Below are 11457 nucleotides of genomic sequence, written 5' to 3'. Positions count from 1 at the left end.
CCCACCCCCACCTCGATCCGCCGCCCCGGGAACCGCGCAACCGGTCCCGGGGCCTTCTACTGCCCGAGAAAGACGGACCCGTCATGTCCAACCCACAGGACTTTCCGCCCGTCGAGCAATCGCCGGTGGTCACCTCGCCCGACTGCCCGTACTGCTGCACCGTGAACACCTGCTGGGCCGCGCTCGCCCCCGATACATGCGGCGACCTGTGGACCTGCGGCAACGGTCACGAGTTCGTCTTCACCCCCCGAGGGACTGATCATCCAGCCCGAGGACGCGGGATGAGGCCCACCATCCTGGCCACGACGTCAGGGGGCACGACGTCAGGGGCACCGTCGCACCGGGCGTGCCTGGCCTGCGACCCAGGCCTGGTCATGCTCGGATGCGACACCGCGCTGAAGCTGCTGGCCAGCCACTGCCGCGACCCATTCCCACTGTGCCGACGTTGCGGACGGCTGGGCGTGGTCTACCTGCTCCACTTCACCCGGCCCTACAAGCACGCCCGGCACTACCTCGGCTGGACCCGCGACCTGCCCGGTCGCCTCGCCCAGCACGAGACCGGCACCGGTGCCAGGCTGCTGCAGGTCGTCGCCGACGCCGGGATCGAGTGGCGGCTGGCCCGCCTTTGGCCTGGCGGCCGCCACCGCGAACGCGCCATCAAACGCCAAGGCGGCGCCTCCCGCTGCTGCCCCATGTGCGGCGTCCGCCCACGCCCCGTCGCCACGAGTTCGTAACTCTGGGGAGCCGGTGGGACGCCGTCACCCCCAGTGGTCCATCATCGGCCTCAATGCCCGGCCTCTAGGGCCGACTCCACTTCCGGGTTGTCCGCGAGGTAGGCAAGGCTCTCGTGCACACGCTGGGCCAGCCTGTGCAGCCCGGCGTCCCCCACACCTGCCTGTTCGGCTTCGTACCGTTCTCGTTCGCGGCGGACGCGTTCGGCGAATTCCACCAGGCCGGGCGACGCTTCGTCCGCTTCGACCCCGCCGTCTGGCCCCCAGAACGAGGACGCGTTACGGCCCCACGTCTGGGGGTGCCTGCGTTCCAGATAGAAGATCACCGCGCGCAGATTCGGCGGGGCCAGATCGGTTTCGGTCTCCTCCACCACCTGACCGGTGGCCGGATCGCGGTACCGCCGTGTTCGCGTCTTCACCGCGTACCCGCCTTCGGCGATCTTGCGGAGCAACGCCGCGTTGATTGCCCCGCCACGCGCGTGCGCGCGCATAGCCGACTGCCAAAACTGCCAAAAGGGCTCATCGGCCGGGTCCGGGTCCTCCCCGTTCACCACGGCCTGGGCGGCCTTCTCGCCGCGGCGCATCCACCGGTAGTACGTCCGGGGACTGATGCCCGCCGCGACGGCCGCGTCCTCGATCGTCGTGCCGTAGCCGATCGCCTCGATCAGCCGGTCGCGGAGCTGGTCGTCCAGCAGCTTCAGGGGCCGGCCAGGTTCCCGCACGTCATCGCTCACGGGTCCGACCGTAGAGAACCGTCCCGCCTTGGGTCTTGCCCTACGCGCCGCTGCACGACCCGGCGCCCGCGCATGGCCATGACGCAGCCCAACCCCGGCGTGCACGGGAGGACGAGACGTTAAGGGGTCCGGTCGGTCAAAGTACGGACGCCGCTGGACGCCCCAGGTGTTCGGCGGCCGCACGTGGACCACTCGAAACGAGGACGAATGGAGGTATTACGCCAGCTGGCAGGGCGGTCGCAGCCGCCCCCGGCCCCGGCGCACCGCCCTCTCGCGTCAGCTCAACCGGTGCCTCGCGAGCACCCGCATCCCGTCACTGAAGATCCATCGCCTGCCGGAATCCAAGGGGGAATCTGAATGGCCAACCTCACGGTCGTCGCCGACCCGGACGACAACGCCGACTTCTCCCGCACCCTGCCCCACGACATCGGCGCCGAACAACAGGTGCTCGGCGCGATGATGCTCTCCCCGCGCGCCGCCACCGAGGCCCGCGAGCTACTGGACGGCACCGAGTTCTACCGGCCCGCCCCCTCAATGGCCACCGCGCACTACCGAAGACGGATACAACGACGGCTTCATGCGGGACCGGGCCCGGCGCACGGCCAGGGTGTGGGAGCCGCTGCTGGGCGAGGACGGCAAGAACGTTGCGGAGGGCAGGGATGACTGACGCCCTCGCTGAGCCCCGCGTCGTGCGAGACGCCGCGCTGGACTGGGTGAAGTTCGATGCCCGGATCGCACGAGACGGGTCGATCGATCCCGTGGACAAGGCCCTGTATGCGGCCCTGGCGTCGTTCGCCGACTCCAGGGACCGCGACACCGACGGCGAAGACGTCCCCACCCGCGCGACCCTGGCCGCCTGCATCGGCCGGTCGGTGGACACCGTCGACAGGGCCACGCAGCGCCTGGAGAAGCTCGGGGTCGTCCGCGTCGAGCGGCGCCGCAACCCGAAGAACCCGAAGTCGCACCTGCCGAGCATCTACACCCTTCTCGATCACGAATGGTGGGACGACCGCGCCGCCGCACGGACGGCGCGCCGGCGTACGGCCAGGGGTAGCCGCACAGATGCGGCCAGGGGTAGCCGCACAGATGCGGCCAGGGGTAGCCGCACAGATGCGGCCAGGGGTAGCCGCACAGATGCGGCGGTTCTTCTTCCCCCCAAGAATGAAGTAAAGAACCCCCCTCCCCCCCAGGTCACACACACACCGCGGAGCGAGGTGGCTGGGGTTGAAACGGGGGAGGGGGAGGACCTAGTCCGGGACGACAAGCGGCCGGCCGTCGATGAGGCCCTTGTCGCTGACATCTTGAGGATGCGCAACGACTGGGTCCGGTCGGACGTGGTGAAGGCGCTTGGCCACCCCAGGGTCACCGAGCGGCCCGCCGAGTTGGTGGCCGCCGCGTTCCGGATCGTGGCAGGCGACGATGCCACCGATTCCCCCGGCCGCCTCACGGCGGCGGGTCCGTGGTGGGCCGAGGCCGCCCGCACCGCGCGTCCCAAGCGGCCCGCGCTGCCGGATCGGTGCGACGACGCCCGCCACGACGCAAACGTCCCCCACGACCGGATGCTGTACGACGACCAGGGACGCGCCTCGCGCTGCCCGATCTGCCACCCCGCAGTCGCCCTCACCGGTGCCCGGTCGCCATCCACACCCGCGCAGGAGGCGGTCACGCCGTGACCATCGAACCAATCAACCGCGACTTCGACGACGCCCCACCGCAGGAGGAGTACCGGCAGCCGCGCCACGATCTGGTGGCCGAGCGGTCCGTCCTCGGCGCGATCATGCTGTCCGGACAGATCCTGGACGAGATCACCTCCATCGTCCGGCCGGGCGACTTCTACCGCCCCGCCCACCAGATCATCTACGAGGTGATCACGGATCTGGCGCGGCGGGGCGCCCCGGTGGACGCGGTTGCCGTCCACTCCGCGATCCGGGACCGGGGCCTGCTGGGCAAGGTCGGCGGCGGCCCCTACCTTCACACTGTCCTGTCCACCCCACCCACCGCCGCGAACGGCGCCTACTACGCCCAAATCGTGCGCCGCTGCGCGAGGATGCGCGCCCTGGTCACCACGGGGACCTACCTGTGGCAGATGGGCATGGACGGCGACCCCGACCAGGTGGAGGAGTTCGTCGCCCTCGCCCACGAACGGCTGATCGCCCACGACGACGACAACGGCGACGCCCCGCCCCCCTTCGCCGAGGCGCTGATGAAGGTCCTGGACCGCATCGAACGGGGCGAGGACACCACCGGCCGCATCATCGCCCCCTACGCCGACCTGGACGGGCTTCTCGGCGGGTTCCGCCCCGGCCAGCTCATCACCATCGCCGCGCGGCCGGGCGGCGGGAAGTCCATAGCCGCGACCGACATCGCCCGGCACGCCGCGATGAAGCAAAACATGCCGGTGTTCATGTCCTCGGTGGAGATGAACCGCGAAGAGATCATGATGCGGATCGTGTCCGCAGAGACCCGTGTCGGTCTGCACGCCATCCGCAACGGCACGAACCTGACCGATGACGACTGGCGCCGGATCTCCGACATGGTCAACCGCACCACCGAGGCGCCCCTGATCATCGACGACACCCCGAACGTCACGCTGGACACGCTGCGCGCGTCGCTACGCCGCATGCAACGCCGCGCCGACGTCCCGCCCGCGCGGCTGCTGACCGTGGATTACCTCCAGCTCCTGAAGTCCATCGGCAAGGCCGAGAACCGCCAGGTGGAGGTGTCCGAGCTGTCCCGGGGCCTGAAGCTGATCGCCCGGGAGTTCCACATCCCGGTGGTGATGCTCGCCCAGCTCAACCGCAACCCCGAGGCCCGCGCCGACAAGACTCCGGCCGTGTCCGACCTTCGCGAGTCAGGCGCCGTCGAACAGGACTCCGACGTGGTGATCCTGATCCACCGACCCGACATGCACGACAAGGCACACCCCCGCGCCGGAGAAGCGGACCTGATCGTAGGCAAGAACCGCAACGGGCCCACAGCCACCGTGACCGTCGCGTTCCAGGGCCACTACTCCCGGTTCGCCGACATGGCCGCCGACCATCTCCACACGGCAGAGCGGCCCCGATGAACCTGGGACCGAACAAGCCGATGGAAGGCACTGTGGCTCGCCCACCGAATCGTCAACCGCGCCCTGACCAACGGCCCCGCCCGGCCACTCCCCGCACCCCGCGACCGACACACCAGCCGACGCCCTGACCACCACCCGAAGAAGTGGACGGCCCCGGCGGTGAACCACCACGAACACCACGCCGGGACCGCCACCTCCCTGACACGAGAGGCACCCTAAGCATGGACGCCACCAACACCGGCGCGCAGCCGCCCCTGGCCAAACTCTTCTACAAGATCCCCGAAGCCATAGCCGTCCTGTCCCTCAGCCGCAGCGTCATCTACGAGGAGATCCGCAGCGGCCGTCTCCGCACCGTGACCCGCGGCCGGACCCGCCTTGTCCCGGCCGCCGCCCTCATCGAGTACGCCGAGCTCCTGGAGCGCGAGGCCGAGGGCGAGGTGGCCTGATGGCCACGACCGCATCGGCCAGCTCCGAGGAACCCGACTACGACAAGCCGAGGAGGAACAAGGGCAAGCGGCGGAGCCGCGGGGACGGCGGGCTGCACTGGGACGAGAAGCGTCGGCGCTGGATCGCCACGATCACGATCGGGTACACGCCGGCGGGCAAGCGCATCACCCGGAAGGGCAGCGGGCGGACGAAGACCGAGGCCAAGAACAAGCTGAAGGAGAACCTCCGCGATCACGAGGACGGGCTGGCCGTCGCGCCTCACAACTACACGGTCGCGGACGCCGTCCGGGACTGGCTGCAGTACGGCCTCGTGAACCGGGACGAGGACACGGTCGTCAAGTGCCGCAGCCTGGCGCAGAACCACATCATTCCGGAGCTGGGTGCCCGCAAGCTCCGCGAGTTGTCGGCCGATGACGTGGATCGGTGGCTGGGGCGGAAGGCCAAGTCGCTGAGCACGGACACGCTCCGCCAGCTGCGGTCGATCCTGAAGCGGGCGATCAACCGGGCCCAGGCCCGGGACAAGGTCAAGCGGAACGTCGTGCTGCTGTGCGAGGTGCCGCAGGGGAAGGAAGGGCGCCCGTCCAAGTCCCTGACGATCGACCAGGCGGCGGCGGTCATCAGGGCGGCGGAGAGGACGGCCATGTACGCCTACATCGTCCTCTCGCTTCTGGTCGGTGCCCGCACCGAGGAACTGCGTGCGCTGACGTGGGCCCACGTGGACCTTGAGGGCCGGCCGGACGCCGAGCCGCCGGTGCCGCCGTCCATCCGGGTCTGGCGGTCGGTGCGACGGGGTGGGAAGACGAAGACCAAGAAGTCCCGGCGGACCTTGGCCCTGCCCAAGAGGTGCGTGGAAGCGCTGCGGTTCCACCGCGACCTCCAGGCCGGGCAGCGTGAGAAGGCGGGCACGGCCTGGAAGGAGCACGGCCTGGTCTTCGCCTCCGCCGTGGGCACCGAGCGCAACGCGAACAACGTGCTGCGGTCCTTCCGGACGGTCTTGAAGAAGACCGACCTTGACCCGGACGACTGGACGCCGCGGGAGATGCGGCACAGTTTCGTCTCGGTGCTTTCGGACGCGGGCGTGCCCATCGAGGAGATCTCGCGGTTGGCCGGTCACAAGAGCACCGAGGTGACCGAGACGGTTTACTGGCACCAGATCCGGCCCGCCCTGCTGGGCGGAGCGGAGGCGATGGACGAGGTGTTCCCGGAAGAAGACCACGAACCTTAGTCACTCAGTAAGTCACTCACTCGTTAGCAAGGGCCCGTTCCGAAGATCGGAACGGGCTCTTGACCTGGAGCCGCCTATCGGAATCGAACCGATGACCTATTCATTACGAGTGAATCGCTCTGCCGACTGAGCTAAGGCGGCGTGCCGTGCGAGGCACGGCGGGTTGCAGTCTACCGGGTCTCCAGGGCAGTGCGTACACCGGTTATTCAGCGGCAGGTGGTGCCGTCCTTGGGCGGGTCGGCGGTGATCAGGTACTTGTCGGCGGCGTCGGTGATGCAGCCGTTGCCCTGCAGATAGGCGGTGTGACCGTCGCCGTCGAAGGTGAGGAGGACGCCGTTGGAGAGCTGCTCGGCGAGGCCCTGGGACCACTTGTACGGGGTGGCGGGGTCGCGGATGGTGCCGATGACGAGGATCGGTGCGGCGCCCTTGGCGGTGATGGGTTTCGGCTGCTGTTCGTTCTGGACGGGCCAGTAGACGCAGGGCAGGCCGCCCCAGACGACGAACGGGCCGAAGCGCGGGGCGGCCTTTCCGGCTTCGGTGGCGGACTTGCCGTAGGTCTTGAGGTCGGGCGGGTTGGGCTTGTCGACGCAGTTGATGGCCATGTTCGCGTCGGTCTGGGTGCTGTAGGTGCCGTCGGACTTGCGCTCGACCATCTCGTCCGCGAGGGCCAGGAGCATCGTGCCGTCAGCGTTCTGGATGGCCTGGGTGAGGGCTTGGCGGAGGACGGGCCAGTACTCCTTGACGTACAGCGCCCGGGCTATGCCCATGGTCGCCAGGGATTCGGTGACCTGACGCGAGTCTCGGGTGTTCTTGAGCGGTGTCTTGTCCGTCTTGGTCAGGAAGGAGGAGATGGTGGCCACAACCGCGTCGACGGAGTCGCCGAAGCGGCAGAAGCCTGCTTTGACGCAGTCGGCGGCGAAGGCGCGCAGGGCCGTCTCGAAGCCCTTGGCTTGTTCGATCAGCATGTCGGTCGAGGACAGCCTGGGGTCGACCGCACCGTCCAGGACGAGGGCACGGACGTTCTTGGGGAACTGCTCGGCGTAGAAGGCGCCCAGGTAGGTGCCGTAGGAGGCGCCGTAGTAGGTGAGCTTCTGGTCTCCTAGGGCGGCGCGTAGGACGTCCATGTCGCGGGCGGCGTTGACGGTGCCCACGTGAGGGAGTTCGGTTGTCGCCTTGGTCTTGCAGTTGTCTGCGAACTGCTTGCCTTTGGCGGCGAGCGTGGCCGTCTCCTTCTGGTCGTCCGGGGACGAGTCGGTGGCGAAGAAGTCGTCGAGTTGCGCGCCGGTGTTGCAGCGGACGGGGTCGCTGTTGGCGACGCCGCGGGGGTCGAAGCCGACGATGTCGAACTTGCTGCGCAGGTCGTTGCCGAACGTCCGGGCCGCCTGGCGGACGAAGTCCGTGCCGGAACCGCCGGGACCGCCGGGATTGGTGAGGAGCGAGCCGATGCGGTCCGACTCGTCCTGTGCGGGGAGCCTGATGACGGAGATGCCGACCTTTTCGCCCGATGGTTTGGTGTAGTCGAGAGGTACCTGGACGGTTGCGCATTCAAATCCGCCCTTGCAGTCCTTCCAGGACGGTTTCTGCTTGTAGAACGAGTCGAGGCCGACCGGGACGCTCGCCGACGCGGTCGCCCTCTCACCGTCGTCGTCGCTGCATCCGGTGACCGCCGCCACCGTCAGCACGGCGGCCACGCTGATGAACTTCGCTGCCCACACCTGGAGACCCCGTCTCTTCGTAACGCCACGTACGCCGTCGCCTACGCTACGTCGCCACGACGGCGGGGGCTACTTCTGCCCGTAGTCGTGTTCTATGCCGTCGAGCAGCCAGTTGAGACCCTGCTCGAAGTTCGCGCGCCCGTAGAGGCCCCTCTCGAAGACGGGCTTGAGGTGCGGGAACTCTCCGCTCTCTAGGAGCGCGCGGATGTATTCGCGCTCCAGGAGGCTGGTGTGGGCGCGTTCCAGGCCGTTATCACCGATCTCCAGGACGTGCTGCTCACGCAACGTGTAGCCCAGCATGTAGTGGTCGACGGTGGTGATGATGGCCACCATGCTCTCTGGGTCGTCAGTGAGCCGTGCCGCGGCGGCCAAGGACTGCTCTGCGTGACGCAGCCCGTTCGGCCCCACGCGCGGGGAGCGGTGGGAGAGCTCGAACATCCAGGGGTGCCTGAGGCCGGTCTCGCGTTCCTTGTGGGTGATCTGGAGGAACGCCTCGCGCCAGTCGTCCGGCAGATCGCCCTTGACCAGCGCTTCTTCCGCGACCTCGTCGTACATGAGGTCGAAGATGTCCTCTTTCGCGTCGATGTGGGTGTAGAGGCTCATCGCGCGCACGCCCAGCTCGCTCGCGATGCGGCGGATCGACACGGCGGCCAGGCCGTCGGCGTCGGCGACCTTGATCGCGGTCTCGACGATCGCCTCCCGCGTCAGCTTGGGACGGCGTCCGCCGCGGGAACGCGTCCACACGTCGCCTGACCTCGCTGAACCTGCCACACCAAAGATCCTACGCGATACAGCGTATCGATACGGTGTACGGATCGAGTGAGACGGTGTATGGTGCTGGCGATACAGTGTACGGATTCGGAGAGGTGGCCGGATGACCAGCGCAACGACCGCACCTCCCGCCGGCCGGAAGGGCATCGACCCGCACCTGCGCAACCTCGCGGTCGTCGTGCTGCTCGGCGCGATCATGACGGTCCTCGACTCCACGATCGTCAACGTCGCGGTCACGGCCCTGGGCAGGAGCTTCGACACCTCGCTGTCGACGATCCAGTGGGTGGTGACCGGCTACACCCTCGCCCTGTCCATGGCGATCCCGCTGTCCGGCTGGGCGGTGCAGCGGTTCGGCGCCCGGACGATGTGGCTCGTCTCGCTGGGGCTGTTCATCGGCGGCTCCCTGCTGTGCGGGCTCGCGTGGTCGATCCCCTCGCTGATCGCGTTCCGCGTCCTGCAGGGCCTCGGCGGCGGGATGCTGATGCCGGTCGGGCAGATGATGCTCGTCCGGGAGGCCGGGCCGGAACGGCTGGGCCGCGTGATGAGCATCGTCTCGGTCCCCGCGATGCTCGCACCGGTGCTCGGCCCGCTGCTCGGCGGCGTGATCGTCGACAATTTGAGCTGGCGGTGGATGTTCTTCGTCAACGTCCCGTTCTGCGCGATCGCGCTGTTCGCGGCCTTGCGGATGCTCCCGCGCGACACCGACCGCAGTGCGGACGCCCGTCTGGACGTCGTCGGCATGCTGCTCCTGTCCCCCGGCCTGGCGGCCCTGGTGTACGGGCTTACGGAAGCCGGAAACGGGACGAGCCTCACCGGCGCCGGCTTCCTTGCCAGCGTCGTCGCCGGAAGCGTTCTGGTCGCCGCGTTCATCGCGCACGCGCTGCGCAAGGGGGAAGAAGCGCTCATCGACCTGCGCCGGCTGGGCACCCGGGCGTTCACCGCCGCCACCGGAGGTCTCTTCCTCTACTGCGGCTCGGTGTTCGGGCTGATGATCCTCATCCCGCTGTTCGCGGGGATCGTCCGCGGCGAGTCGGCCCTGGAGGCGGGCTGGCTACTGGCGCCGATGGGCATCGGCGCGATGATCACGATGTCGGTGTCGGGGCGGCTGGTCGACAGGTTCGGCGGACGATGGTTCGCCGTGGGCGGCGTGCTGTGCGTACTCGCCGGTGCCCTGGCGCTCACCACGCTCGACCCGGGGACCGGCTCCGGCATGATCATGGGCACGATGTTCGTCGTCGGGCTCGGCCACGGCATGATCGCCCCCAGCCTGATGTCGATGGCCTACCAGGGCCTGCCGCGCGAGACGGTGCCCGCGGCGACGACCGGCGCGAACATCCTGGTCCGCGTGGGCAGCTCCTTCGGCACGGCGGCGATGGCGGTCGTCCTGCAGATCGCCATCCGCGGCGAGATCCCCGGCGCGTCCGGCAACCTGTCCGAGGCCGCGGCACGGCACACGGCGGAGACGCCCGCACTCCTGACGAACGCGTTCACCGAAACGTTCTGGTGGGCGGCGGCGATCCTGCTCCTCGCCCTCCCCCTGATCCTCGCCGTCCCCCGCAGGATGTCCGGATCTGGGCGAGATTCGTGAAATGGGTGAGGGGGTGGCATAGGAGAAGGGGCGACGGGGTTGGCCAGGCATGAGCACATCGCAGAAGACGAAGATCCGGATCGAGAAGAGCGGCAAGCGCGTCCGGGCCTATCTCGGCGGCCGTCTGGTGGCGGACACCACGGGGCCGTTCCTGGTGTGGGAGGTCCCCTACTACCCGACCTACTACTTCCCCGAGGCGGACGTGCGGGCTGAGCTCGTCGAGGAGGGACTGGGCAAGCGGTCGCCGAGCCGAGGCGACGCGACCGCTTACACAGTGAAGGTGGACGGGGCCGAGGCACGGGGCGGCGCCGTCCGGTACACGGAGTCGCCCATCGAGGAGCTGCGGGGTCTCGTCCGCCTAGACTGGGCGGCGATGGACGCCTGGTTCGAGGAGGACGAGGAGGTCTTCGTCCATCCGCGGGACCCGTACACGCGCGTGGATGTGCTGGCCGCCTCGCGGCATGTGCGGGTCGAGGTCGACGGGGTGACGGTCGCGGAATCATCCAGCCCGAGGTTGCTGTTCGAGACGGGCCTGCCGGTGCGTTACTACCTGCCGAAGACGCATGTCCGGATGGATCTGCTCGAACACACCGACACGGTGACGCACTGCCCCTACAAGGGCACTGCGGAGTACTGGTCGGTGCGCGCGGGCGAGAACGTCCATGAGGACCTGGCGTGGTCGTACCCGACCCCGCTGGACGAGAGCCGCAAGATCGCCGGTCTCGTCTGCTTCTACAGCGAGAAGGTCGACATCTTCGTCGACGGCGTCCTTCAACCCCGCCCGTCCGCGCGGTAGGTGACCGCCGGTGTGTTGGCGGCGATCGGGTGGTATGCCGACCGCCGTCCTCCCCTGTCGGGCGTAAGGCGGACTTGGTCTTCACCCACCCGGGAACGTCATGGCGGGCGTGGTCCGGTCGTGTGTCCGAGGTGCAGAGCCACGCCGCCCGCGCGGGACGGCTGACTTGCGCGACGGCGTAGCCGAAGAGTGAGTCATGCGGCCCACGCGGGACGGGCGACCGCCCCGCGTCGCCCCGAGCACGGGCGGGGCGGGGCCGCGTGGCAGGAGCAGTAAGGCGGGCCGCCCCAAGTCGTCCCTGCGGAAATGGCGAACCAGCTGGCTGTGGGCCTCTCGCCACTCGGGAGCACGGCCGCGGTAAGCACGGCAGTCGTGCGGGAGTG

The 11457-nt window shown here is 68.9% G+C and carries 11 protein-coding genes and 1 tRNA gene; 8 read left to right on the top strand and 4 right to left on the bottom strand.

The window, feature by feature from the left end; all coding sequences use genetic code 11:
• The first annotated feature begins 281 nt into the window (after positions 1 to 281).
• Positions 282 to 734 (top strand): hypothetical protein, encoded by a 453-nt coding sequence (locus E1264_RS44485; protein ID WP_207935754.1) that lies wholly within the window; start codon positions 282 to 284, stop codon positions 732 to 734.
• A gap of 50 nt (positions 735 to 784) precedes the next feature.
• Here E1264_RS44485 and E1264_RS06645 read toward each other — a convergent pair whose 3' ends face one another.
• Positions 785 to 1465: a hypothetical protein gene (locus E1264_RS06645; RefSeq protein ID WP_132170628.1), complete on the bottom strand. Its 681-nt coding sequence runs from the start codon at positions 1463 to 1465 to the stop codon at positions 785 to 787.
• A 357-nt stretch (positions 1466 to 1822) separates the two neighbouring features.
• Between E1264_RS06645 and E1264_RS06640 the strand changes: the two genes are divergently transcribed.
• From E1264_RS06640 to E1264_RS06620, 5 genes are all read left to right on the top strand, one after another.
• Complete coding sequence (locus E1264_RS06640) at positions 1823 to 2128, top strand: DnaB-like helicase N-terminal domain-containing protein (protein ID WP_132170626.1); 306 nt, start codon at positions 1823 to 1825, stop codon at positions 2126 to 2128.
• Positions 2125 to 3138, top strand: a complete 1014-nt coding sequence (locus E1264_RS06635; RefSeq protein ID WP_132170624.1) for a helix-turn-helix domain-containing protein — start codon at positions 2125 to 2127, stop codon at positions 3136 to 3138. Before E1264_RS06640 ends, E1264_RS06635 begins: the two co-directional genes overlap by 4 nt.
• Positions 3135 to 4532 (top strand): replicative DNA helicase, encoded by a 1398-nt coding sequence (gene dnaB / locus E1264_RS06630; RefSeq protein ID WP_243710792.1) that lies wholly within the window; start codon positions 3135 to 3137, stop codon positions 4530 to 4532. The genes E1264_RS06635 and dnaB overlap by 4 nt, the downstream gene beginning before the upstream one ends.
• A gap of 221 nt (positions 4533 to 4753) precedes the next feature.
• Positions 4754 to 4978 (top strand): helix-turn-helix domain-containing protein, encoded by a 225-nt coding sequence (locus tag E1264_RS06625; RefSeq protein WP_132170622.1) that lies wholly within the window; start codon positions 4754 to 4756, stop codon positions 4976 to 4978.
• Positions 4978 to 6204, top strand: coding sequence for a site-specific integrase (locus E1264_RS06620; RefSeq protein WP_132170620.1), 1227 nt, complete (start codon positions 4978 to 4980; stop codon positions 6202 to 6204). The genes E1264_RS06625 and E1264_RS06620 overlap by 1 nt, the downstream gene beginning before the upstream one ends.
• 65 nt (positions 6205 to 6269) lie before the next feature.
• Here E1264_RS06620 and E1264_RS06615 read toward each other — a convergent pair.
• From E1264_RS06615 to E1264_RS06605, 3 genes are all read right to left on the bottom strand, one after another.
• Positions 6270 to 6345: transfer RNA gene (locus tag E1264_RS06615), tRNA-Thr, on the bottom strand.
• A 65-nt stretch (positions 6346 to 6410) separates the two neighbouring features.
• Positions 6411 to 7895, bottom strand: coding sequence for an alpha/beta hydrolase (locus E1264_RS06610; protein WP_132170642.1), 1485 nt, complete (start codon positions 7893 to 7895; stop codon positions 6411 to 6413).
• A gap of 93 nt (positions 7896 to 7988) precedes the next feature.
• Complete coding sequence (locus E1264_RS06605; protein ID WP_165964040.1) at positions 7989 to 8690, bottom strand: TetR/AcrR family transcriptional regulator C-terminal domain-containing protein; 702 nt, start codon at positions 8688 to 8690, stop codon at positions 7989 to 7991.
• 103 nt (positions 8691 to 8793) lie between these two features.
• Here E1264_RS06605 and E1264_RS06600 point away from each other — a divergent pair, with 103 nt between their 5' ends.
• Together E1264_RS06600 and E1264_RS06595 are read left to right on the top strand one after the other, a co-directional pair.
• A complete protein-coding gene (locus E1264_RS06600) occupies positions 8794 to 10278 on the top strand; it encodes a DHA2 family efflux MFS transporter permease subunit (protein ID WP_132170616.1) in 1485 nt (494 codons plus the stop codon).
• 49 nt (positions 10279 to 10327) lie between these two features.
• On the top strand, positions 10328 to 11074 hold the full coding sequence (locus tag E1264_RS06595) for a DUF427 domain-containing protein (RefSeq protein ID WP_132170614.1): 747 nt from the start codon (positions 10328 to 10330) through the stop codon (positions 11072 to 11074).
• Positions 11075 to 11457: the final 383 nt, after the last annotated feature.

The organism is Actinomadura sp. KC216, assembly GCF_004348535.1.
Taxonomy (GTDB): Bacteria; Actinomycetota; Actinomycetes; order Streptosporangiales; family Streptosporangiaceae; genus Spirillospora.
Note: the sequence above shows the minus strand (reverse complement) of the source record. Positions and strands in the feature narration are given on the sequence as shown.

Coding starts and splice junctions, on each gene's coding strand:
- E1264_RS44485 (WP_207935754.1), top strand. CDS start 282: ATGAGGCCCACCATCCTGGCCACGACGTCAGGGGGCACGACGTCAGGG.
- E1264_RS06640 (WP_132170626.1), top strand. CDS start 1,823: ATGGCCAACCTCACGGTCGTCGCCGACCCGGACGACAACGCCGACTTC.
- E1264_RS06635 (WP_132170624.1), top strand. CDS start 2,125: ATGACTGACGCCCTCGCTGAGCCCCGCGTCGTGCGAGACGCCGCGCTG.
- E1264_RS06625 (WP_132170622.1), top strand. CDS start 4,754: ATGGACGCCACCAACACCGGCGCGCAGCCGCCCCTGGCCAAACTCTTC.
- E1264_RS06620 (WP_132170620.1), top strand. CDS start 4,978: ATGGCCACGACCGCATCGGCCAGCTCCGAGGAACCCGACTACGACAAG.
- E1264_RS06600 (WP_132170616.1), top strand. CDS start 8,794: ATGACCAGCGCAACGACCGCACCTCCCGCCGGCCGGAAGGGCATCGAC.
- E1264_RS06595 (WP_132170614.1), top strand. CDS start 10,328: ATGAGCACATCGCAGAAGACGAAGATCCGGATCGAGAAGAGCGGCAAG.